The organism is Polaromonas sp. P5_D5 (genome assembly GCF_054049435.1).
This window is the reverse complement of sequence record NZ_JBFUMJ010000007.1, coordinates 137,880-161,025: the sequence shown is the minus strand read 5'-3', so window position 1 is coordinate 161,025 and position 23,146 is coordinate 137,880. Positions and strand designations below refer to the sequence as shown.

At 62.1% G+C, this 23,146-nt stretch carries 22 protein-coding genes; 15 read left to right on the top strand and 7 right to left on the bottom strand.

Going from position 1 to position 23,146, the window contains the following annotated elements; translation table 11 throughout:
- Positions 1 to 28 precede the first annotated feature (28 nt).
- The 3 genes from ACXJKE_RS21365 to ACXJKE_RS21355 form a co-directional block, all read right to left on the bottom strand.
- Complete coding sequence (locus ACXJKE_RS21365) at positions 29 to 889, bottom strand: DUF3047 domain-containing protein (protein ID WP_457282598.1); 861 nt, start codon at positions 887 to 889, stop codon at positions 29 to 31.
- A 218-nt stretch (positions 890 to 1,107) separates the two neighbouring features.
- The gene (locus ACXJKE_RS21360; RefSeq protein ID WP_457282597.1) at positions 1,108 to 2,208 is read right to left on the bottom strand and encodes a porin; all 1,101 of its coding nucleotides are present in this window, start codon (positions 2,206 to 2,208) and stop codon (positions 1,108 to 1,110) included.
- Positions 2,209 to 2,563: 355 nt separating this feature from the next.
- Positions 2,564 to 3,625: a porin gene (locus tag ACXJKE_RS21355; protein WP_457282596.1), complete on the bottom strand. Its 1,062-nt coding sequence runs from the start codon at positions 3,623 to 3,625 to the stop codon at positions 2,564 to 2,566.
- A 762-nt stretch (positions 3,626 to 4,387) separates the two neighbouring features.
- Between ACXJKE_RS21355 and ACXJKE_RS21350 the strand changes: the two genes are divergently transcribed.
- A complete protein-coding gene (locus tag ACXJKE_RS21350; RefSeq protein WP_457282595.1) occupies positions 4,388 to 5,677 on the top strand; it encodes a porin in 1,290 nt (429 codons plus the stop codon).
- A 151-nt stretch (positions 5,678 to 5,828) separates the two neighbouring features.
- Positions 5,829 to 6,458, top strand: coding sequence for a 2-polyprenyl-3-methyl-6-methoxy-1,4-benzoquinone monooxygenase (gene coq7 / locus ACXJKE_RS21345; protein WP_457282594.1), 630 nt, complete (start codon positions 5,829 to 5,831; stop codon positions 6,456 to 6,458).
- 96 nt (positions 6,459 to 6,554) lie between these two features.
- Here the strand turns inward: coq7 and ACXJKE_RS21340 are convergent, their stop codons facing one another.
- On the bottom strand, positions 6,555 to 7,013 hold the full coding sequence (locus ACXJKE_RS21340) for an OsmC family protein (protein ID WP_457282593.1): 459 nt from the start codon (positions 7,011 to 7,013) through the stop codon (positions 6,555 to 6,557).
- 252 nt (positions 7,014 to 7,265) lie between these two features.
- Between ACXJKE_RS21340 and ilvA the strand changes: the two genes are divergently transcribed.
- Genes ilvA through ACXJKE_RS21320 form a run of 4 tightly spaced genes read left to right on the top strand, consistent with a single transcriptional unit; the run spans position 7,266 to position 11,101 of the window.
- Complete coding sequence (gene ilvA, locus ACXJKE_RS21335) at positions 7,266 to 8,909, top strand: threonine ammonia-lyase, biosynthetic (protein WP_457282592.1); 1,644 nt, start codon at positions 7,266 to 7,268, stop codon at positions 8,907 to 8,909.
- A 38-nt stretch (positions 8,910 to 8,947) separates the two neighbouring features.
- Complete coding sequence (locus ACXJKE_RS21330) at positions 8,948 to 9,211, top strand: cysteine-rich CWC family protein (protein ID WP_457282591.1); 264 nt, start codon at positions 8,948 to 8,950, stop codon at positions 9,209 to 9,211.
- Positions 9,168 to 10,229 carry a nicotinate-nucleotide--dimethylbenzimidazole phosphoribosyltransferase gene (gene cobT, locus ACXJKE_RS21325; protein WP_457282590.1) on the top strand — a complete coding sequence of 354 codons (1,062 nt, stop codon included), beginning with the start codon at positions 9,168 to 9,170 and terminating at the stop codon, positions 10,227 to 10,229. Before ACXJKE_RS21330 ends, cobT begins: the two co-directional genes overlap by 44 nt.
- A 17-nt stretch (positions 10,230 to 10,246) precedes the next feature.
- The gene (locus ACXJKE_RS21320) at positions 10,247 to 11,101 is read left to right on the top strand and encodes an adenosylcobinamide-GDP ribazoletransferase (RefSeq protein ID WP_457282589.1); all 855 of its coding nucleotides are present in this window, start codon (positions 10,247 to 10,249) and stop codon (positions 11,099 to 11,101) included.
- On the opposite strand, the gene ACXJKE_RS21315 is transcribed toward ACXJKE_RS21320, so the two are convergent.
- Positions 11,096 to 11,989, bottom strand: a complete 894-nt coding sequence (locus tag ACXJKE_RS21315; RefSeq protein WP_457282588.1) for a LysR family transcriptional regulator — start codon at positions 11,987 to 11,989, stop codon at positions 11,096 to 11,098. The genes ACXJKE_RS21320 and ACXJKE_RS21315 overlap by 6 nt on opposite strands.
- Positions 11,990 to 12,111: 122 nt before the next feature.
- On the opposite strand from ACXJKE_RS21315, the gene argC reads away from it, so the two are divergent.
- The 6 genes from argC to ACXJKE_RS21285 all read left to right on the top strand — a co-directional run bounded on the left by argC (position 12,112) and on the right by ACXJKE_RS21285 (position 18,464).
- Positions 12,112 to 13,044: an N-acetyl-gamma-glutamyl-phosphate reductase gene (gene argC, locus ACXJKE_RS21310; RefSeq protein WP_457282587.1), complete on the top strand. Its 933-nt coding sequence runs from the start codon at positions 12,112 to 12,114 to the stop codon at positions 13,042 to 13,044.
- A gap of 168 nt (positions 13,045 to 13,212) precedes the next feature.
- Positions 13,213 to 13,359, top strand: coding sequence for a hypothetical protein (locus ACXJKE_RS21305; protein WP_457282586.1), 147 nt, complete (start codon positions 13,213 to 13,215; stop codon positions 13,357 to 13,359).
- Between the two features lie 3 nt (positions 13,360 to 13,362).
- Complete coding sequence (locus tag ACXJKE_RS21300; protein ID WP_457282585.1) at positions 13,363 to 13,911, top strand: histidine phosphatase family protein; 549 nt, start codon at positions 13,363 to 13,365, stop codon at positions 13,909 to 13,911.
- 168 nt (positions 13,912 to 14,079) lie between these two features.
- Entirely contained in the window at positions 14,080 to 15,048 is a 969-nt protein-coding gene (locus ACXJKE_RS21295; RefSeq protein ID WP_457282584.1) for a 5'-nucleotidase, read from the top strand.
- Between the two features lie 17 nt (positions 15,049 to 15,065).
- A complete protein-coding gene (locus ACXJKE_RS21290; RefSeq protein WP_457282583.1) occupies positions 15,066 to 16,856 on the top strand; it encodes an ABC transporter ATP-binding protein/permease in 1,791 nt (596 codons plus the stop codon).
- Complete coding sequence (locus tag ACXJKE_RS21285) at positions 16,857 to 18,464, top strand: MFS transporter (protein ID WP_457282582.1); 1,608 nt, start codon at positions 16,857 to 16,859, stop codon at positions 18,462 to 18,464.
- Between the two features lie 199 nt (positions 18,465 to 18,663).
- Here ACXJKE_RS21285 and queC read toward each other — a convergent pair whose 3' ends face one another.
- Both queC and ACXJKE_RS21275 read right to left on the bottom strand, forming a co-directional pair.
- A complete protein-coding gene (gene queC / locus ACXJKE_RS21280; RefSeq protein ID WP_457282581.1) occupies positions 18,664 to 19,404 on the bottom strand; it encodes a 7-cyano-7-deazaguanine synthase QueC in 741 nt (246 codons plus the stop codon).
- 15 nt (positions 19,405 to 19,419) lie between these two features.
- Positions 19,420 to 20,598, bottom strand: a complete 1,179-nt coding sequence (locus ACXJKE_RS21275) for a fumarylacetoacetate hydrolase family protein (RefSeq protein WP_457282580.1) — start codon at positions 20,596 to 20,598, stop codon at positions 19,420 to 19,422.
- 233 nt (positions 20,599 to 20,831) lie between these two features.
- On the opposite strand from ACXJKE_RS21275, the gene ACXJKE_RS21270 reads away from it, so the two are divergent.
- The 3 genes from ACXJKE_RS21270 to ACXJKE_RS21260 all read left to right on the top strand — a co-directional run bounded on the left by ACXJKE_RS21270 (position 20,832) and on the right by ACXJKE_RS21260 (position 23,139).
- A complete protein-coding gene (locus ACXJKE_RS21270; protein WP_457282579.1) occupies positions 20,832 to 21,599 on the top strand; it encodes a 2-keto-4-pentenoate hydratase in 768 nt (255 codons plus the stop codon).
- A 109-nt stretch (positions 21,600 to 21,708) separates the two neighbouring features.
- Entirely contained in the window at positions 21,709 to 22,515 is an 807-nt protein-coding gene (locus tag ACXJKE_RS21265) for an isocitrate lyase/PEP mutase family protein (RefSeq protein ID WP_457282578.1), read from the top strand.
- 171 nt (positions 22,516 to 22,686) lie between these two features.
- A complete protein-coding gene (locus ACXJKE_RS21260; protein WP_457282577.1) occupies positions 22,687 to 23,139 on the top strand; it encodes a carboxymuconolactone decarboxylase family protein in 453 nt (150 codons plus the stop codon).
- Positions 23,140 to 23,146 lie beyond the last annotated feature (7 nt).

Below are 23,146 nucleotides of genomic sequence, written 5' to 3'. Positions count from 1 at the left end.
TGGAGTCCCGAGTTCAGCAGGTTAAATACTAGTCCTGAAGGGACAGCGGTGCAAATCCAGGGGTTTGTGAAACCTGCAGCAATTCCGGGGCCAGTGCCGGCGTGGCCACGATGCTTGCGGTTTTGTTTTTGAGGCTGACGGGGCCATACCAGGCCTTGGTGATTTGGCGCGTGTTGTCGCTGTCAGTCATGATGGCGACACCGACCAAAGCGCCGGGCGGCTCGCCGAAGGCCTTTTGGTAGTCGGCACGAATGTCGCGCTGGTAGTCGAGCCAGCGATCAAGGCGGCCGGGACCGGATTCGATCACCACTTTGCGGATTCGGTCGGTCCGTGTATTGATGATCACGCTTTCTGGCGCGCTGTGAGAGCCCCAGACATACATGAGCGTCGCGTATGGTAGCGGCTCGCCTGTCAGTGCCAATGCAAGCTCTGAAAGCATGGCGTTCTTGGCCGAAAACTTCGACCTGTCACCTTCAAAGGCCAGGACCACACGCACGGGTGAATCATCGCTGTCGCGTTGCGTCATGTCCGCACCCACAATCATCTTCGGTACCTTCCAGGAAAAGCCCAGGGTTCCAAGTTCTGCAGACTCTACACGCAGGTTCTGCCGCAGCATGCTGGCGGCGCTGTCGGATTCACCAAGAACGGCATTGCGCCCGTCCAGGCGAATGGCACGGTAACGTGTCGACTTCTTGCCCGGGAAAGTGCAGTGCTGCCACTTAACGGTATCTGCATCAGTGCTTGTAGACGATGCAGAAGTCCAGTCGACATTCGTGCTGGCTATAGGGGCGGAAGTCCCGAACCCCGCGCAGCCAGCGGCAAGAAACAGGTAGCCGGCAGCCAGCAAGCGCAACGTGCGAACGAAGAAACGGTGATGTGTCAGTGGCATTGAACGTGGGGGAACAGCAATGAACCTGGTCAGTTGCGTCTTGTCTAAATATCAAGACCTTGGTATCTAACGCGGCAGATGCGAAAAAGTTTCACAAATTCCAACGACTCACAACATCAAGCGGCAGTTCGTACATTTTTTCACGAAAAAAGCCGCCCCGGGTTACCCCGAGACGGCTTTTAGATTCTCATCAAAAACTGGCTTAAGCCAGCTTCAGATTAGAACGTGTGGCGAACACCAGTGGCCAGCAGCGAACGCTTGCTGGTGGTAGCGGCATTCACGCCAGACTCAACCTTGGTGTTGATGTAGCCAGCGTACAGGGTCGTGCGCTTGGACAGATCGTACGTACCGAGCAGGCTGTAGCCCTTACCCTTGTTGGTAGAACCGCCGCCTTCGCTCTTGGCGCGCTCGTAGCCAATGGCCACGGTTGCTGCACCGAAGGGAGCGCTCAGGCCGATTTGGTACTCTTTGTCTTTGAGCGTGTTGTTCTTGGCGGTGTTGTAGCTACCCACCAGCTTGACAACGCCGAAGTCGTAGGTTGCGCCGAGCAGGTTGTACTTGCGCGAGTCAGCAGCAGCGGCGCCAACACCTGCCGCGTTAGCAGCACCGGTTGCACCGGAGAACATGGTGGAACCAACTGATTCTTTTTCACGCTGGTATGCGTAACCGACCAGCAGAGGGCCGTTAGCGTACTTCAGCTGGATGCTGGAGCTGTTGGAAGCAGAAGCGGTAGCCGTCTTGTCTTCGCCAAAACCATAAACCACCGAGCCGCTGAAGCCGCCGAAATCGGGCGAGTCGTAACGCACGGAATTGTTAACACGGTTGCTGTAGTCTTGAATGCCCGTGCCCCACACAGTGCCGGTCTGGGCAAAGGTGTTGGAGTCATAGGTATTGTTGGTAGCGCCGCGGAGCGAGTCATAAGCGCTGTACTGACGGCCCAGGCGAACTTCGCCGAAGGAGCCCTTCAGGCCAACAGTTGCCACGCGACCAAACAGGGTGCTGGCTGCGCCGGCAGCGGAACCACCAGCGTTGTTTGCGGATGCGCCGGTAGAAATGTCAAAACCGCTTTCCAGCGTGAACACTGCAGCCAAACCGCCGCCCAGATCTTCGCTACCACGCAGGCCCCAACGCGAGCTGCTCAAGCCGCTGCCATTGATCTGGCCTTGGCTAACTTTGGTTTCGGTACCAGCGGTAGACACTTTGGTAACGTTTTGGCCGATGTAGGCATCAGCAACGCCGTACAGGGTCACGGAGGATTGGGCATGCGCGACGCCAGCGGTTGCAGCGAGTGCAGCCAGGGCGATAAGAGTCTTTTTCATTGAGAGTTTCTCCAAGGTTAAACATAGGGCTCCGGCACGGGGACCATTTCAGACTTACGCCTTCATGGCACCACCAGAGACCCGGGCCAACCCCCGTTTCGGGAAGTTGGGTCTATTGCACCAGACTGGGCTTCAATTCGCAAAGGAATGCCCGAAAAAACAGTCAAGCCGTTGTGCTCAAGCCACAAATGGACGGTGACCCGTGGAAAAGAAACAACGCCAGCGAAAACCCGGGATTTCTGCTTGCCAGAACCTGGTTTTTTAGCCCGATTTCAGTCGACCCAAAAAAAAAGCCGTTTCACTGAAACGGCTTTTGATAAAACCCAGGCAAGCCCGGGTTTAGATCCAAACTGGATTAGAACGTGTGGCGAACGCCAACACCGTAGGTGCTGGTCTTGCGATCAGTCACACCAGCGCCGGTTTCCTTGCCGCTCTGAACACCAGCGTACAGGTTCGTACGCTTGGAGAGGGCATACAGACCAGCCAGGCTATAGCCGGTACGCTTCAGCTCGGAAGCACCAGCTGGGCGGGTGCTCTTGGAGCGGGCATAACCGCCGGACAGGGTGAACGTGCTGTTGACAGGGAAGTCAAGGCCAATTTGGTACTCGGTCGCTTTGTCCTGTGCCAAACCGGTCACGGGGGTGGTGCCGTTCTTCACAGTACCGTAAGCGCCGAGCAGCTTGACCACGCCGAAGTCATACGAACCATTCAACTGCGTGTACTTGATGGCAGTGCTGGCACCAGTGGCTTTTTCGGTCTGATAGGCCAAAGAAGCACCGATGGGGCCGTTTGCATAAGCAACGTTAAAGCTGGCGATCTTGCCGGCGCTGACAGTCGCGGTTTTGTTTTCGCCGAAGCTGTACATCGCAGCAGCAGAGAAACCAGCCAGGTCTGGGGTCTGGTAATAGATCGAGTTGCCAGGACGGTCCTGGTAGCTGTTGCTGGCCCACACGCTGGTGGAAGGCGCAAACAGGAGCGAGTCGAAGCCAGCGGCGCCGGAACCCTTGACCATGTCGTACGGGGTCCACATTTTGCCGAGCTTCAATTCACCGAAGCCACCAGAAAGGCCAACCCAGGACTGACGACCAAAGATTGCATTGGAGGTCGCGCCGGTATAGGGGTTGGTGTAGTTGTTTGCAGCACCGGTGCTGGGGTCAAAGCCGGCTTCCAGCAGGAAGTTGGCTTTCAGGCCGCCACCGAGGTCCTCAGAACCCTTCAGGCCGAAACGGCTGGTCTGCAGACCACCGCCGCTACCGGAAAAAGGATGGGCAACGTTCACGCCGGACTGGCTGACGCCGTTGTCCTTGACGGTACCAACCCAAGCGTCCACGAGTCCATAAACGGTCACGGTGGACTGGGCAGAAGCCATGCCGGAAACGGCCAGCACGGCCAAAGCAACTAGGCTTTTCTTCATCATTAGAAAATCTCCAAAAGGTGGAAAACAAACACTGCTACGAAACAAACATTTATAAGGGCTCAGTGACTACCCTTAGGCCAATTTAACCAAAGAGTCACAAATCACACAAAGCCTTATCTCTACTATTAGCAACGTTCATACCCGAATTGTTGGCCCCTAACAACGCATTGCATTTGCGCACGCTGGAGGTGCGCGCACGGATGCGCCGGCCGAACGAAGCCGTACGAGGGAAGTTTGCAGGTAGCCGGGGCAGACTGCCCCAAAGCAGGGCACCCGCCCCCAGATGCCCTGCCTTGGTGAAAAACACAGACCCAAGTCGTTTTCTATCTCCAGGAAGCGTTATGGCTAAAAAAAATCGAGCAAGAAGGGGGACAGGCTGGCGTAGTGCGGCATGAACCGTTGTAAACGCGAGTCACTCTGCTGCCGCCAACCCGCCAGTCGCCCCGGATTAGAGGTCAAACCCTAGCCACCGGTTGCGCATGGCTGCGTCGTTCTCCAGCCTCGCTTAAAACGATCTTCAGCATCAGAATTTGAGAGGGGAAACACAATTTCCTGGCAACCTCCCAAGGTTTGCCGCCAGCATCAGCCGGGGCAAGAAAACATCGGGTTTTCCCCTGTCGCAAAAGTGATACCCCCCGTATTGCCTCTCTTTACGGGCCGCCGCATCCCCACTAATCTTTGCTCCATCGAGTCAAGCCGGTGTGTGCATTTACGGCAATGACTGCGAAGGTTTTCCCTCAATTAAAACTCTCTGGAGACTCCATGAAAAAACTGACCCTCGTTGCAACTGCGATCATGGGACTGCTGTCCACTTCCGCCGCCATGGCACAAAGCACCGTAACCGTGTATGGCATTGTTGATGGCGGCGTCAACCATGTCACCGGCCTGCGAAGCGGATCGATCACCCACATTGCCAGCGGCATCATGGAGGGGTCACGCTTCGGCCTGCGCGGCACCGAAGACATCGGCGGCGGCTACAAGGCCATTTTTACGCTTGAGAACCGTTTTGAAGTCGACACGGGAGCCATGTCGAACTCAGCAGCCTCGGGGACTCAAATGCCCGATCGCATGTCTACCGCCGCAGGACTTGGCTTGAGCACGCTCCCTATTCCGGCGGCCTCGACGGCTGCGCTGATCAGTGCCGTGAATGCATCCATCGGAAGCACGATTGGTGTGAACCTGCCGGGTACCGCAGGCAGCCGGCTGTTTGACCGTCAGGCATTCGTGGGCCTGATCACGCCGGTCGGCGCGTTCACATTCGGCCGCCAGTACACCCCTGGCTACCTGGTAGGCGCCACCTTCGACGCGTCCCAGACCCAGTCCAGCCTGGCAGCCGGCCAGATTGCCAGCTTCCCGCCGGCTTTCGACATTCGCCTGAGCAACACGCTGCAATACGGCATTCAGACGGGCGGCATCACCGCCGCGCTGATGTATGGCGCCGGTGAAGCGGCTACCGCAACCGTTGGCAACTCTGCCAGCCGTTTCTTCGGCGGCATGGTCATCTATAAAGGCACCGGATTCTCCGTCGGTTATGGCCACAACCAGCGCAACAACGAGCTCGGCCAAAAGTCGCTGGAAAACAATGTGCTGGGTGCGACGGTTGACGTGGGCCCCGGCACCCTGTACGGCCAGTACGCCACGATCAAGGATGAGAACCCGAGCGGTCTCTCCACCATCGGCGCAACCGTTACCACCGCTAGCGGCAGCGCGCTTGTAGGTGCAGCCTTTCAATCCGCCTACAACAATGCCTTCAGGCAGGACGCCAACCTGGCGCACATCGGTTACCGCATGACCAGCGGCCCACACACATGGGTTGTGGCGTACAACCGCCTTGATGACAAGCGCCCAGCAGATGCCGACACCAGCTCCTACGGCGTGACTTACACCTACGCGCTGTCCAAGCGCACCAACCTGAATGCCGTTCTGACCCGCTTCGACAACAAGGGTTCGGGCCAGGCAGCCCCCGGTGGCAACGGTTTCCTCGGCGGCGTGACGTCTTCTGCAGGCGTTGGCTCCACCAACATCGCCCTGGGTATTCGTCACACGTTCTAAAGATCAAGGTTGCGTCCGGATCCCGATCCGGCCTCCTTTTTCAAAAAAGCCCCCGCATGGGGGCTTTTTTGTGGCCGTTTCCATTCCACCGGACGAGGGATAACATGGAACCATCCCCCTCAAGAAATCGTCCCAAAAGAACCGAAGCACCATGACCACCGCACTCGATACCGCCCTCAATGCCGCCGACGGCGCCCTGCGCACGCTTTTTGCCGCCCCGCGCGCCAGCCGTACCTGTCCCACCGTGCCTGGTGAAAAAACCGAGCTTGCCGCGCAGGACAAGGTGCGTTCAGGCGCGCTGATGCGCGTCAACCATGTGGGTGAGGTCTGTGCGCAGGCCCTGTACGCCGCGCAGGCCCTGGGTACCCGCGACCCGGCCCTGCGAGAGCACTTCCTGCAGGCCAGCCGCGAAGAGGGTGACCATCTCGCCTGGACAAAAACCCGGCTCGACGAACTCGGCGCCCGGCCTTCCCTCCTCAATCCACTCTGGTACGCCGGCGCCTTCGGCCTGGGCCTGGTCGCCAGCCGGCTCGGTGACCGCCTGAGCCTGGGTTTTGTCGTGGAGACGGAGCGCCAGGTTGAGGCCCACCTGGCAAGCCACCTGGAGCGCCTGCCGGCCGGCGACCACGAGTCGCGCGCCATCGTGGCCCAAATGAAAGACGATGAAGCGCTGCATGCACGCGAGGCCGAGCAGGCCGGCGCGCTGCAATTGCCCGAGCCGGTCAAGGCCCTGATGCGCTCTGCGGCACGCGTCATGACGACAACGGCGCACTACATCTGAAAGATTCCGCTGAAGCGCAAGCTGATGCAGGTCCAGCAGCTATAAATTTGATAGCTGCTTGCGCCCGACCACAAAGGGCTTGCGGCCAAAATCATCTCAAGCCTCTATGACCTCAAAGCTGGTCGTGATCTCTGCTGTTTTCGCCAGCATGATGGTGGCCGAGCAGTATTTGTCGTGGCTCATGGCGACCGCACGTTCCACTGCGCTGGTGGCCAGGCCACGCCCTGTGACGACAAAATGCATGTGGATTTTGGTGAATACCTTGGGGTCGACAGGCGCCCTTTCAGCACTCAATTTGACCGAGCAGCCCCGAACATCCTGGCGGCCACGCTTGAGGATCAGCACCACGTCGTAGGCTGTACAGCCACCGGTGCCGGCCAGCAAGGTTTCCATGGGCCGGGGTGCCAGGTTGGCGCCGCCGTTTTCCGGTTTGTCGGCATCGGGCGCGCCGTCCATCACCAGGGTATGGCCGCTGCCGGTCTCAGCCAGAAAGCTCATGCCGGAGCGCGATCCTGTGACCGCCGTCGGGCCCGTCCAACTCACCGTGCATTCCATGAATCTCTCTCCTCATGCATAAAATTTATGATTAAACCGTGAAAAATGTCGAATTTACGCCACAAGATATTGTGCAGCGCAACATCGGCCCGCTATACTGAAATCATCGCATCAAGATCAGTTGTCCGGCAACTCAGGGTCTTTTTGCACCGGTTGTCTCCTCCACCTCCTCTAAGGGTGGATTTACAGGCCCAGACTGCAAAGTCTGGGCCTTTTTTCTTGCCCACTATGATGTCAGGCTGCGAGAAAAACATGCCAACCCACACCAAACAAGCCACACGCCCTGCTCCCAAAGTTGCCAAAGCCACCAAAGCTTCCGGGAAATCTTCCGGCAAAACGTCGAGGCCCGCACTGAAACCAGCCGACTACCTGAAAAAGATCTTGACGGCACGGGTCTATGACGTGGCGGTGGAATCCAATCTGGAGCCCGCGAAAAACCTGAGCCTGCGCCTGAAAAACACCGTGCTGCTCAAACGCGAAGACCAGCAGCCGGTGTTCAGCTTCAAGCTGCGCGGCGCCTACAACAAGATGGCTCACCTGAGCCCCGAGCAGCTCAAAAAAGGCGTGATTTGCGCCTCGGCCGGCAACCATGCCCAAGGCGTCGCACTCAGCGCGCAAAAGCTCGGCACACGCGCCGTGATTGTGATGCCCACCACCACACCGCAGCTCAAGGTCGACGCCGTCAGGGCCTGGGGCGGCAATGTCGTGCTGCATGGAGAAAGCTACTCCGACGCCTACGCCCACGCCGTGGTGCTTGAGAAAAAGCAAGGCCTGACTTTCGTGCATCCGTTTGACGACCCGGACGTCATCGCCGGTCAGGGCACGATCGCCATGGAAATCCTCATGCAGCTGCAAAGCCTCGGCTCCGGCCGGCTCGACGCCGTGTTTGTTGCCATCGGCGGCGGCGGGCTCATCTCCGGCGTGGCCAACTACATCAAGGCGGTGCGGCCCGAGATCAAAGTCATCGGCGTGCAGATGAACGACTCCGACGCGATGCTGCAGTCAGTCAACGCCAGAAAGCGCGTGACCTTGAGCGACGTCGGCCTCTTCGCCGACGGAACGGCCGTCAAGCTGGTGGGCGAAGAAACCTTCCGCATCAGCCGCGAACTGGTCGACGAATTCATCACCGTCGACACCGACGCCGTCTGCGCCGCCATCAAGGATGTGTTCGTCGACACCCGCAGCATCGTCGAGCCATCCGGCGCGATGGCTGTTGCAGCCGTCAAGCAGTACGTTGCCACGCACAAGACCAGAGGCGAAACCTACGCCGCGATTTTGTGCGGCGCCAACATGAACTTCGACCGCCTGCGTTTCGTCGCCGAGCGCGCCGAAGTCGGTGAAGAACGCGAAGCCTTGTTCGCCGTCACGATTCCCGAAGAGCGCGGCAGCTTCCGGCGCTTTTGCGAAGTGATTGGCGAGCTGCCCGGCGGGCCGCGCAGCGTAACGGAATTCAACTACCGCATCAACGACGACGCCAAGGCCCATGTCTTCGTGGGCCTGACCACGTCGGCCAAGGGCGAGAGCAGCAAAATCGCCGCCAATTTCTCGCGCCACGGCTTCAAGACGCTGGACCTCACGCACGACGAGCTCGCCAAAGAGCACATCCGTCACATGGTGGGCGGGCACAGTGCGCTGTCCAAAGACGAGCGCCTGCTGCGCTTCATCTTCCCGGAGCGGCCGGGCGCGCTGATGAAGTTCCTCTCCAGCATGCGGCCGGGCTGGAACATCAGCCTCTTTCACTACCGCAACCAGGGCGCCGACTACGGCCGCATCCTGGTCGGCCTGCAGGTGCCCAAGGCCGACAACAAGGCCTTCAAGGATTTTCTGGACACGCTGGGCTACCCTCACGTCGAGGAAACCGCCAACCCTGTTTACCGGCTGTTCTTGCAGAGCTGACCGCAAAGCTGACCGTAGAGCCGACAAGCCCATCCGCCATGAGCCCACAGGCCGCACCCCCGCCAACACCTGCCCAGGCCGACACCTCGGTGTGCCCCCGCTGCGGCGCCGGCCTGCGCTGCGGCATGGCGGCAGGAGACGCTGAATGCTGGTGCGTGCAACTGCCGCACATCATGCCCGTGCCCTCTGAACGAACTCCCCAACCGGAAGGCAGTGCGCTGTCGTGCTTCTGCCCCGCCTGCCTTAAACAAATCACCGATGAACGCATCCGACTTTCCGCCCCTTCTCCTGCCCGCGATTGAGCCGACTGCCGACCTCACGCTGGAGGCCAGGCTACGGCACAAGATCGACCACAAAACCAAGCCACTGGGCGCGCTCGGCCTGCTCGAAAGTGTGGCGCTGCAGCTGGGCCTGATCCAGCAAAGCGAGAACATCTCGCTGCAAGCTCCCCAAATGGTGGTCTTCGCGGCCGACCACGGCATCGCCGCCGAAGGCGTTTCGGCCTTTCCGCAAGCCGTCACGGTGCAAATGGTCGGCAACATGCTGGCCGGCGGCGCCGCCATCAACGTCTTCGCGCGCCAGCACGGCTTTGCCTTGCACGTGGTGGATGCCGGTGTGGCCGCAGACCTGCCGGTGCACCCGCAGCTGCTGCTGCGAAAGATCGCCCACGGCACCCAAAATAGTTGCAGCGGGCCCGCAATGTCGCAACTGCAAACCCACACCGCGCTCGAGGCGGGCATGGACATCCTGCAATCGCTACCCGGCAATGTGGTGGCGTTTGGCGAAATGGGCATTGCCAACACCTCGCCTGCCGCCCTGCTGCTGGCACGCCTTGCCGGTATCAGCATCGACGACGCCACCGGGCGCGGCACCGGCCTGGACGACCAGCAGCTGCAACGCAAACGCGCCGTGCTGGCGCGCGCGCTGGCCCGTCACGCCGACGCAACGCAGCCCCTGGATGCATTGGCCGCCCTGGGCGGCTTTGAAATCGCCATGATGGCCGGCGCCATGCTCCAGGCCGCCAGCGAGCGCCGCGTGGTACTGGTCGACGGCTTCATCGCAGGGGCGGCAGCACTGGTGGCCCGCTCGCTCGCTCCCGCGGTGCAGGGCTACATGGTGTTTTGCCACCGTTCCGACGAGCACGGCCATCGCCTGCTGTTGGCGCACCTGAAAGCCCAACCGCTGCTGGACCTGGGCCTGCGCCTCGGCGAAGGCACGGGCGCGCTGCTGGCCTGGCCGCTGGTGCAATCGGCGGCCGGCTTTCTCAATGAAATGGCGAGCTTTGACTCTGCCGGTGTGAGCGGGCGGGAAGACGCATAAACCACCATGGGCCTCGCATGACATCCATCACCCTGTTTGTCCGCGAGTTCCTGCTCGCCGTCCAGTTCTTCACGCGCATCCCTATCACAGGGCGGCTGGCCGCCTGGGTGGGCTACAGCCCCGAGTTGTTGCGCGCCAGTGCCGGCCACTTCCCTGGGGTCGGCATTCTGGTGGGCCTGTTTGCCGCCGCCGTGTACGCGCTGTTTCATGCGGTGTTACCCGACACCACGTTCTCGCCGCTGGTGGCCGCGGCGTTTTCCACTGCCGCCACCGCGCTGCTGACGGGCGGCTTCCACGAAGACGGCCTTGCCGATGTAGCCGACGGCCTGGGCGGCAGTCACGACAAAGGCCGTGCGCTCGAAATCATGAAAGACTCGCGCGTGGGTGCCTTTGGCGCCATGGCGCTGGTGCTCGCCCTGCTGAGCAAGGTCGCGCTGCTGGCCATCCTCGGCTCGGTCGAAGGCGCGCCCGCCGGCTGGGGTGACTGGGAGGAAGCCCCCTTTGGCAGCTGGTATGTCTGCGCCGCGCTGTGCACGGGCCACATCATGTCGCGCGGCCTGCCGCTGCTGCTGATTTACCTGCTGCCGCACGTGGGCGACACCGCCCAGTCCAAATCCAAGCCGCTGGCGGACCAGATCTCCCCCGGCAGCCTGCTGGTGGGTTTTTCCTGGTGCCTTGCCGCGCTGGCACTGGCCACCTTCGTGCTCGACGTCATGAACCTCATCGTCGCCTGCAGCTTTTCCGTGCTCGCACTGCTGTGGATGGGCCGCCTCTTCAAACGCCGGCTGCAGGGTTTTACCGGCGACTGCCTGGGCGCCACCCAGCAGGTTTGCGAAATCGCTTTTTACCTGGGCCTGGCCATCAGTCTATGACCATGGCTGCCGCTGTTGCCACAGTACGTCCAGCACATGCTGCGTCGCGCGCTCCACCGGGCCCGCGCGGTGCGCGATGCCCAGCGGCCGCCACAGCGCGGGGCGCAACGGAAGCATGCGGATGCGCGGGTCAAGCGGCGTGGTGGACGATGCCTCGTGCGGCAGCAGCGTGGCGCCGTAACCGGCGGCCACCAAACTCTTGATGGCGTCGTTGTAGTTGAGCTGGATGCGCGCCTTGGGGTGCTCCCCCGCCAGTGCGAACCACTCAGCGGTCAACCGCGACAGGCTGGTGCCCAAATCGTTGAGAATCAGGGGCTGAGCCGCCAACCACTTCGGCGTAACACGCTGGGGTACAGCCCAGGGCGACGGCACGAAGGCCATCACCGGATCCCGCCGCCAGGGCTGCACCTTCACCCCTTGCGCCGTCGCCTGCGGCAGCGCCACCAGGCCCACGTCGAGCGATCCATTCGCCAGGCGCGTCATAGTGTCCTGCGAAGTGAGCACTGCCACCTGCACGTCGATGCCGGGATGATTCCGGCCCAGCACCTCCAGGGCCTGCGGCAGCAAGTGGGCAATCGCGCCCGTGGAGGCTCCCAGCCGCACACGGCCCGCCAACCCCTGCACCTGCCGCTGAACTACATCCATTGCCTCGTCCGCATCGGCCAGTAGGCGCCGCGCCCGTTCAATCAGTGCCTCGCCCACGCCCGAGGGACGCACTTCACCGCGCTTGCGCACCAGCAGAGGGGCGCCACACAGCGCTTCCAGGTCGGCTACGTGCAGGCTCACCGTGGGCGCCGCCAGATGCAGCACGCGCGCGGCTTCGGCGAACGAGCCCAAGTGTGCGATGGTGACCAGCGTGCGCAGCCGGTCCAGGTTGAGTTCGCGCATGACGTTCAGTAAATCTGATGCTGATGGTTATGAAATTCAACTTTTCAAATTCTAAGGTGTCGCTGAAGATTCGTCATTCTTCTTTCTTTGGCTCGAGCCATTCACCCCACCAGGAGCACCGCATGAGCGCACCCCTTGTTTTCATCGATGGCGATCAGGGCACCACCGGCCTGCAGATTCACGAACGCCTGCAAGGCCGCAACGACCTGAGCCTCCTCACGCTGCCCGAGCAGGACCGTAAGGACCCAGCGCGTCGTGCAGAAGCCATTAATGCCTGCAACATCGCGCTGCTGTGCCTGCCCGACGGGCCTGCACGCGAAGCAGCGGCCTCCATCGTGAATCCGGCCGTGCGCGTGATCGATGCCAGCTCCGCGCACCGCACCGATCCGCAGTGGGTCTACGGACTCCCGGAAATGAGCTCGGAGCAGTCCCGGCGCATCGCCAACGCGCGGCGCGTCACCAACCCCGGCTGCTATCCCACGGGCGCCATCGCCCTGCTGCTGCCGCTAGTGAAGGCTGGCCTCGTGCTCGCCGACCATCCGCTGGCGATCCATGCGGTGTCGGGCTACTCCGGCGGCGGCCGCGCGCAGGTGAATGCGCATGAAGGTGCGGATGCATCGCATGCGCCCATGTTCCAGGTGTACGGCCTGGGGCTGGCCCACAAGCACATCCCCGAGATCCAGAAACACGCAGGCCTGATACAGCGGCCCTTCTTCCTGCCGGCTTATGGCTCGTTCCGCCAGGGCATCGTGCTCACGATCCCGTTGCTGTTGCGGCAGTTGCCAGCGGGCGTCACTGCCGATCAGTTGCAAGCCTGCCTGCATCAGCACTACGAAGGCTCCGTACATGTGGAGGTGATGGCGCAAAAGAACGTTCAGGCCACGCAGCACCTGGACCCGCAGGCGCTCAACGGCACCAACCTGCTGCGGCTGGCCGTGTTCGCCAACCCGCAGCACGGGCAAGTGCTTCTGGCCGCCGTGTTCGACAACCTGGGCAAAGGCGCCTCGGGTGCGGCAGTGCAGAACCTTGACCTGATGCTGCAGCACGCCGCTTAGCGGCTTGACGGCACAGCAAGTTCGGCGAGGGGTGTCACAGACAGCCGGTTCTGCAAGCAGTTCCAGAGATCGCCCCACGGTGGCGCAGAGGCTCGCCGCGCCGGCGCCTGTGCCGCTCTAGAATAGACCACGGGGCATGGCGGACCCTTATCGCACGGATCGCACAGCATGCACTCCGCCATTCTCCAGCCACCGCAGCAGCCCCTCTCCATGACCACCGCATCACTTCCGTCCACCGCCACCATGGTCCCCGTGCAGGAGCAGCAGATCATCTGCACCGACCTGCAGGCGCTGCCCGACCAAGGCTGTCAGTAAGCCATGAAGCTCTGGCTGGCCCGCCACGCAACACCGCTGGTTGAAGCCGGCATTTGCTACGGCCGGCAGGACGTAGCGGCCGATGCGGCGGCCACCGTCGAATGCGCGCAAGCGCTAGCCAAGCTGCTTCCCGCCGGCACACGGGTCGCCCACTCCCCTTTGCAGCGATGTGTGCAGCTGGCGCAAGCATTGCGCGAACTGCGCCCCGACCTGGCTTGCACCAGCGACCCGCGGTTGCAGGAGATGGACTTTGGTGCCTGGGAAGGCCGCGCCTGGCAGGACATCACGCCCGCCGAACTGCAAGCCTGGACGGACGGCTTTGCCCAATACGCCGTGGGCGGCAGCGGCGAAAGCACTCACCAGGTCATGGCACGCGTCGCTTCGGCCTTTGACGAGTTGCAAGGCCAGGCCGACACACTGTGGATTACCCACGCGGGCGTCATACGCGCCGTGGAACTGATTGGCCTTGGCGTGCGTCAGATCATGCACGCCAGCGACTGGCCTCTAAAAGCTCCGGCCTACGGCCAATGGTGCACACTGGAGCTGGTATGAACACCCCCGTTGCTTGCTCACTTCGTGTAGCCGCCTCCCCCCTTGCAGGGGGCGATGCCTGCGGCCTGGCAAAGCCAGTTCCGCGGCATCTGCTGGTGTTGCGCCGCGTCTGGGCAATTAGCGCTAAGAAGCCATCTCAACAAACGAACTGAAACGGCAAGGCAAAAAATGGCAGCAACTCTGGATGGTCAGCTCGTGGTGGCGATCTCGTCACGCGCGCTGTTTGACTTTGAAGAAGAAAACCAGGTTTTCGAAACCGGCATGACGGCCGAGCCCGTGCCCGGTGCAAAAAAAGACGCGGCTTACATGAAGCTGCAACTCGAGCGCCTGGATGTTCCGGCCAAGCCCGGCGTAGCATTTTCGCTGGTCAAAAAACTGCTGGCCTTCAACGAGGTACCCGAAAGCGCCGGGGAAGCGGCCAGCCCCACTGCACCCACCCAGCGCGTCGAAGTCGTGATCCTCTCGCGCAACGACCCCGTCTCCGGCATGCGGGTTTTTCGCTCGGCCCAACATTACGGCCTCAAGATAGAACGCGGCACCTTCAACCGCGGCGAGGCGCCCTGGCGCTACCTCAAGCCCCTGCACGCCAATCTTTTCCTGTCCGCCCATCTGAGCGATGTACGTGACGCCCTGCTGGCAGGCGTGCCGGCCGCGCAGGTGTATCCGCATTCGGTGCGCGCCAGCGATGCACACCCCAACGAAGTGCGCATCGCCTTCGACGGTGACGCGGTGCTGTTTTCGGACGAAGCCGAGCGCGTCTTCCAGGCACAGGGCCTGTCAGCCTTCCAGCAGCACGAACGCGACAAGGCCACACAGCCGCTGCTGGCCGGCCCGTTCAAGCCCCTGCTCGAAGCACTGCACCGCCTGCAGCAGGTCGGCACCTCGCACATGCGCATACGCACCGCCCTGGTCACCGCCCGCAGCGCGCCCGCGCATGAACGCGCCATCCGCACGCTGATGGACTGGAACATCGAGGTCGATGAAGCCATGTTCCTGGGGGGTCTCGCCAAAGGCGAATTCCTGCGCGAATTCGAGCCCGACTTTTTCTTCGACGACCAGACCGGTCACGTGCACTCCGCCTCGCAGCATGTGCCCTCGGGCCACGTGGCCAGCGGTGTTTCCAACCAGCTTTCCTGAGCCGCGAAAGGGCTTTCATGAATCCGTCCAGTCTTTTCGCAAAATTTGCCGCATTCAGTCTTTTTGCCAGGCGGATAGCCGCACTGGCCGCCCCTTACTTCCGGTCCGAAGAAAAATGGAAGGCACGCGGCCTTCTCGTGGCCATCGTGCTGCTCAACCTCGGCACGGTTTACATGGCAGTGCAGTTCAACGACTGGTACCGCGTGTTTTATGACGCACTTGAAAAACGCGACCAGATCGTCTTCTGGCAGCAGATGGGCCGATTCAGCTATCTGGCCTTTGGCGCGATCATCATCGCCGTCTACAAGTTCTACCTGACACAGTTGCTGCAAATGCGCTGGCGCGCGTGGATGACACGCGACTACCTGCGCCGCTGGCTGTCGCACCACGCCTTCTACAAGATGGAGCTCGCGCGTTATTCGGCGACAACCGACATCAACGCCAGCCCGGACAACCCGGACCAGCGGATTCAGGAAGACGTGCAGTCTTTCACCACCTCCACGATCACACTGAGCATGGGCCTGCTCAATGCGGTCGTGACGCTGGTCAGTTTTGTCGGCCTTCTCTGGGTTCAGTCGGGTCCGCTGGACTTCACCCTGGGCGGAAGCAGCTATTTCATCCCGGGTTACATGGTCTGGGCCGCGGTGGCCTATTGCCTGGTCGGCAGCGTGCTGGCGCATTACATCGGTCGGCCACTGATCAAACTCAACTTCTTGCAGCAGCGCTACGAAGCCAATTTTCGCCACCACATGGTACGGGCGCGTGAATACAGCGAATCCATTGCGCTGGACCATGGCGAGGCGGTGGAGCGCAGCCAGCTCGATGGTCGTTTCACGACGGTGCTGGCGAACTACCTGAACCTGATACGCGCCAACAAAAAACTCATCTGGTTCCAGAGCTTCTTCGGCCAGGCTGCCTTGATTTTTCCGTTCCTTGTTGCGGCACCTCGCTTCTTCGGCGGAGCAATCCAGCTTGGCCAGCTGATTCAGATTTCCTCGACCTTCGGCAAGGTTCAGGACTCACTCAGCTGGTTTGTGGATAACTACGACAATCTCGCCAGCTGGCGCGCGACAACAGATCGCCTGACAAGCTTCGAAGACAGCATGATTGCGCAGGCAAAAGACAACGTCGGCCTGGTCACCAGTGCGTCCACATCGCTCACGTCGAGCGACCTCAATCTGGCCCTGCCGACCGGAACCGTTCTCCTGACAGGCGTCGAACTGCATGCCGACGCCGGCGATCACATTCTGCTCAGAGGCCCTTCCGGCAGCGGAAAGTCCACCCTTTTTCGCGCTTTGGCAGGCATCTGGCCGTTTGCCACCGGCCGTATCACCCGACCTGAAAACGCCATGTTCATCCCGCAGCGTCCGTATTTCCCGAACGGCTCCTTGCGCGATGCACTGGCTTACCCCGAACTGGCGGCAGGCTACACCGACGACACACTGAAGCAAGCCCTCAATGAAGCCCTGCTGCCCGACCTGGCCGCACGGCTGGACGAAGAAGACGCCTGGAGTCAAAAGCTTTCTGGCGGTGAGCAACAGCGCCTCTCCATCGCTCGGGTATTGCTGAAGAAACCCAAATGGATTTTTGCGGACGAAGCCACCAGCGCGCTCGATGAGGCAGCTGAAAAAACGCTGTATGAACGTTTGCTGGCGCTCGTCAAAACATCGGGAGGCGCGATCATCTCGATCGCCCACCGCCCCAACGTGGCAGCCTTTCACAACAAGACCTGGGCTTTCGAAAAGCTGCCCGAAGGCTCACCCGCGCTGTTCACGCTGAACCAGCGTGCCGCACAGGAAGCGCCCTGAATGCCCGAGGAAGCTTCAAGAACCCCCGAGCCGGTAACGGCTGAATCCCTCTCCGCCTGGGCGCCCATCAAGCGCCCGGTGTTCCGCATGCTGTGGAGCACCTGGCTGGTCGCCAACATCTGCATGTGGATGAACGATGTGGCGGCCGCATGGATGATGACCTCCATGACCACCTCGCCCCTCTGGGTGGCGCTGGTGCAGTCGGCTTCCACACTGCCGGTTTTCTTGCTCGGGCTGCCCAGCGGCGCGCTGGCCGACATCCTGGACAGGCGCCGCTATTTCATCATGACGCAGTTCTGGGTGGCGGTGGTGGCCACGCTGCTGTGCATCGCCGTGATTTCCGATGTCATGACGCCGCCGCTGCTGCTGGCGCTGACCTTTGCCAACGGCGTGGGCCTGGCCATGCGCTGGCCGGTGTTTGCCGCCATCGTGCCCGAGCTGGTTCCCCGCGTGCAGTTGCCCGCCGCGCTGGCGCTCAACGGTGTTTCGATGAACGCGTCGCGCATCGTCGGCCCACTCGTTGCCGGCGCTTTGATTGCCGGCGCCGGCACCGAATACGTGTTCGTACTCAACGCCGTGCTGTCGGTCATTTCGGGCTTTGTCATCATGCGCTGGCGGCGCGACCACGCGCCCAGCCCGCTGGGGCGCGAGCGCCTGGTCAGCGCCATGCGCGTCGGCCTGCAGTTTGTGAGCCAGTCGGCGCGCCTGCGTGCGGTGCTGCTGCGCGTGGCCATTTTCTTTTTTCACTCCACCGCCCTGCTGGCTTTGCTGCCGCTGGTGGCGCGCGGCCTGCACGGCGGTGACGCCGGCACCTTCACGCTGCTGCTGGCCTCCATGGGCACAGGCGCCATCATCGCGGCGCTGAACCTGGCGCGGCTGCGCCAGATGATGCCGCGCGACGTGCTCGTAATGCGATCGACACTCCTGCAGACGGCATCCACCGCCGCCATGGCTTTCGCGCCCAATGTGTATGTGGCCGTTCCGGCCATGCTGCTCAACGGCATGGCCTGGATAACCTGCGCCAATTCGCTCAGCGTGTCGGCCCAGCTGTCATTGCCCGACTGGGTGCGCGCGCGCGGCATGTCGATGTACCAGATGGCCATCATGGGCGCCAGCGCAGCGGGTGCGGCGCTCTGGGGCCACGTGGCAGGCCTCACCAGCGTATCCACCGGCCTGCTGATGGCTGCCGCCAGCGGCTCGATCGTGATGATGGTGGCGCAGTACCTCGTGTCGGACCTCAGCATTGAAGAAGACCTGACGCCGTCGCGCCAGTTCAAGGCGCCAGTGGCCGAAGAGCCACCTGGTGCAGGCCGCGTGGTGGTGAGGATTCACTACCAGATAGACATGGCGCGCGCCGACGATTTTCGCGCGCTGATGCAGGAAAGCCGCCGCAGCCGCCTGCGCCAGGGCGCGCTGGAATGGGAACTGCTGCGCGACGTCAACAAACCCGGCCACTACATCGAGCAGATCATTGACGAGTCATGGACCGAGCACCTGCGCCGCTTTGACCGCGTGACGGCCAGCGACGTGGCGCTGCGCGAACGCAAACTCGGATTTCACCTGGGCGAAGAACCCCCGCTTGTCACCCGCAGCATCGTCGAGAGTTAGGCCCCCACGGTCGCTCACTTCGTGTAGCTCCCTGCCCCCCGAGAGGGCCGCCCGCCTGTGGCCCGGCAAAGCCGGTTCCACGGCTCAAGCTGGCTTGAAGAATTCTCTGGGCACTACCAGTTGGGGGTATTTCACCAGTGGGGGCCGCGGAACCGGCTTTGCCGGGCCGCAGGCGCCGCCCCCTCGAGGGGGGAACAGGCTACATGGAGTGAGCCTGGACGGGGGTGGTTTTATAGCCCGCATAGCCCCGCGCCCGCAATTCGCAGGCCGGGCACGTCCCGCACCCATAGCCCCAGGCATGCCGGTGCACGCGATCGCCGAGGTAGCAGGTGTGGGTGTGTTCCACGATCAGGTTGACCAGCGCTTCGCCGCCGTTGGGCTCGCCGGATTTTTCACCGATGTCATGCGCCAGCCGCCAGGTGTCGGCCTTGTCGATCCACATCAACGGCGCCTCGATCAGGAAGCGTTTGTCCATGCCCAGCGACAACGCCAGCTGCATGGCTTTCATGGTGTCGTCGCGGCAATCGGGGTAGCCCGAAAAGTCGGTTTCGCAAACGCCGGTGACCAGCACCTGCAAATCTCGCCGGTAGGCCAGCGCGGCCGCCAGCGTGAGGAACAGCAGGTTGCGCCCCGGCACAAAAGTGTTGGGCAGGCCCGAGCTTTCCATCTTGAAAGCGACGTCACGTGTCAATGAGGTGTCGCTGACCTGCCCGAGCACCGCGAGATCCAGCAGGTGGTCTTCACCAATCTTGTGGGCCCACTGTGGAAACTGCTGTTTGATTTCGCGCAGCACATTGAGCCGCGCCTCCAGCTCCACCTTGTGGCGCTGACCGTAGTCAAACGCCACCGTCTCGACACGTTCGTATTTCGACAGCGCCTGCGCCAGGCAGGTGGTGGAATCCTGCCCGCCGGAAAACAGCACCAATGCAGAGGTATGCATCCGCCCTCTCCTTCTTTACAGCAGCCTGCGCTTGGCCAGGCTTTTCATCAACGCCGAAATGCCGAAGGTCCACGGCGCGGCCTTGTCGGAGGTGGTGACGCGGTTGACCAGGCTGCCCAGCTGCGGCGTGGCCACCGTCACCACATCACCCACCACGTGGGTAAAGCCCTGGCCGGGGCCATGGCGGTCTTGCGTGGGCGCAAACATGGTGCCCAGGAAGAGCATGAAACCGTCAGGGTACTGGTGGTTGGGGCCAATGGCCTGCGCCACCAGGTCCAGTGGGTCGCGGCTGATTTTCTTCAGCGAGCTACCGCCCTTCATCACAAAGCCCTCAGGTCCCGTCACGGTGATGCTCAGGTCGCTGCTGCGTACATGGTCGATGGTGAAGCGCTCGTCGAGCAGGCGGATGAAGGGGCCAATCGCGCACGAGGCGTTGTTGTCTTTGGCTTTGCCCAGCAGCAATGCGCTGCGGCCTTCGAAGTCGCGCAGGTTCACGTCGTTGCCCAGCGCCGCACCCACCGTCTCGCCACGCGAGTTCACGGCCAGCACAACTTCAGGCTCGGGGTTGTTCCAGTCGCTGCCCGGATGTATGCCCACTTCGGCGCCCGTGCCGACCGCGCTCATCGGCTGGCTCTTGGTAAAGATTTCCGCGTCGGGGCCAATGCCCACTTCCAGGTACTGCGACCACATGCCTTTTGCGATCAATACGTCTTTGAGTTGGGCGGCTTCGGGTGAGCCGGGCTTGATCTTGCCCAGGTTCTCGCCGATCACGGCGATCACCGCCTTGCGCGCCTCGTCAGCCTTGCTGGCGTCGCCGCCCGCCTGTTCTTCAATCACGCGCTCGAGCATCGATTCGACAAACGTCACGCCCGAGGCTTTCAGTGCCTGCAGGTCGCATGGCGCCAGCAGCCAGGGCAGCTTGGTGTCATGTGCATCCTCAGCGGAATTGGCCAGCACTTCGGCCGTGCCCGCCAGTCGCGGCAGCTTCGCCGCAGCGGCCCGCACAACCCTGGCGACACCCGGCAATTCCAGCAGCTGGCTGGCGGTTGGCGCAACGCTGGAAAGGTCGTACACACCGTCGGGTGTGACCAAGGCCAGCACCGGGCCAGTGCCTTCTATCCAGACACGCCCCACCAGCAAGGCATCAGCGGCGTCAACAGGCAGGGTGGAAGCAGGGCTCAGGGAGTTTTTCATGATGTTGGAAGGGAAGAACAGGAAGGGCAGCACACAAAAGCGTATGAAGCTGTCAATAGTACAAGGAAGTACGAGAAGCCCAGGCGCCCCGCTGAGGGTTGAGGAAAAGCGCACGCACACGTCTCGGCCCCAAGCGTGCGCCGCTACACTGAAACGCACCCGCTTGCGGAACACTGCCTTCATGCCACCCGGGAGGCAGCCAAACCTTCACACCCCTGATTTTTAAGCGAAATATGCCTCTACCCCCCGAAAAACTTGCGCAAGCAGCTATCGAATTAATAGCAAGGCGAACCACGGGAAAGGCGGGCCCACGCTTGCCCGACAGCTGCCGTCCTGTCGACCTGGAAGACGGCTGGCAGGTGCAGCAGGAAGTCACCCGCCGGCTGGGCCAGCCGGTGGCCGGCTGGAAGGCTTCACCGCCCAGCCCCGGCAAGCTGGTGGCCGCCCCCATCTACCAGCCCGCCCTCAACCGTGCAGCGATCTGCGCCGTCCCCTTTCCCTTGGGTGCCACCGCCGTAGTGGTTGAACCAGAGCTGGCTTTTGTGCTGGCCAAAGACCTGCCCCCGCGCGCACAGCCCTACACCGAGGCCGAGGTGGATGCAGCCATTGGTTCCGTCCATGCCGCACTGGAAATCTGCGCCAGCCGCTACACCGACCACAGCAGCCTGCCTTTTCCCGAACTGCTGGCCGACGGCATCGTCAACAACGGCCTGTGGCTGGGGCCAGAACTGTGCGGGCCCGATGTGGCGGCATTTGAATTGACCTGGCAAGTCGCCGGGGAGCCCGCGCAAACCGCCGAAGCGACACACCCGAACGGCGACCCACGCACGCCGCTGTACTGGCTGGCCAATTTCCTGCGCGAACGCGGCATCGGCCTGCTGGCGGGCCAGGCGGTGATCACCGGCTCCTATGCCGGTGTACTGACGTTGCCCCTCGGAAAGCGCACGCAGTTTGACTACGCGGGCCTGGCCCGGTTTGAGGTGGAATTTCGCGGCGCGTAACCTGAAGTAAATAGGTCAGAAAAGGGACGGAAATGGCCAGGCGCCTCAGCCCGGCTTGCTAAGCTGTGCGCCTCGATTCTCCAATCCCGCCAACAACGACGGAGCCGCCATGCAAGTCCTTCACCACCAACAATTCGCCCAACTCCACCAGGCGCCCCACGGCGTTTTGCTGCTGCCTAATGCCTGGGACGCTGCCAGTGCCAAAATCTTTGAAGCTTCCGGCGCCAAAGCCGTCGCCACCAGCAGCGCGTCGCTGGCCTGGGCCTGCGGCTATGCCGATGGCGGCGCCTTGCCGCCCGACGAGTTGCTCGATGCCGTCGCCCGCATCACCCGTGTCTTGAGCCTGCCGCTGACCGTCGACATGGAAGACGGCTACAGCGAGAGCCCCGCCGAGGTAGGCCGCCTGGCCGCCGAGCTGGTCGCCGTGGGTGCGGCGGGCATCAACCTCGAAGACGGCAGCGGCGCCCCAGCCCTGCTGGCCGACAAGATCAAGGCCATACGCAGCACACTCAAAGGCGCACCGCTGTTTATCAATGCCCGTACCGATGTTTACCTGCGCAAGCTGAAAGTCGAAGGCACACCGGCGCAGGCCAGCATCGCCCGCCTCAAGCTGTACCAGCAAGCCGGGGCGGACAGCGCCTTTGTACCCGGCCTCACGGCGTTGCCGGAGGTCAAGGAAATCTGCGCGGCTGTCAGCCTGCCGCTGAACCTGATGGCCATGCCCGGGCTGCCGGCGATTTCCGATCTGCAGGCCGCCGGTGTGCGGCGCCTCAGCGTGGGGCCGGCGCCTTTCCAGCTGGCTTACGAACACGCCCGAACCAGTGTCGAAGCCTTGCTGAAACAGGACCTGTCGCCGCTGCTCGGCCCCAAGCTGGACTATTCGGCGATGAACACCTTGTTGAACACGCCACGCTAGAGCGCACAGGCGCTTGCCCGCTATCGCCTGTATTCCTTTGGGGATCAGGCGATTTTTCATTTATTTCATCTTTTTTTGAAGGCAGGCGTCACAACGCGTCACAAACGGCAAAGCTGAATCGTCAATACGGTGTGACACCCAACTTTTCAACTTGTTTTTAAAGGAAACACCATGACTGCCGCTACCGCTACCTCCGCCAACACTGCCCCCGTCCGTATCGATCTCGCGATTCCTGATGTCTACCCCGCCCTGCTCAAGGTCAGTCAAACCATTGGCGCCCAGGGCCTGGACAAAAAACTGCACCACCTGATTCACCTGCGCGCCTCGCAAATCAACGGCTGCGCTTTCTGCGTCAAGATGCACCTGCGGGAAGCCCGTGAAGACGGCGAAACCCAGGACAGGCTGGACCGCCTCGTCGTCTGGGCGCATGTCAACGACTTCAGTGAAGCCGAGAAAGCCGCACTGGCCTGGACGGAAGCCCTGACCACGCTCGACCACAAGACCGACTACGCCAGCCTGCGCGGCCGCCTGCGTCAATCGTTCAGTGACAAAGAGATTGGCGCTCTGACCGCTACCATCGGCATGATCAATCTCTGGAACCGCATCCAGGTCTCGGCACACTAAGGTTTAC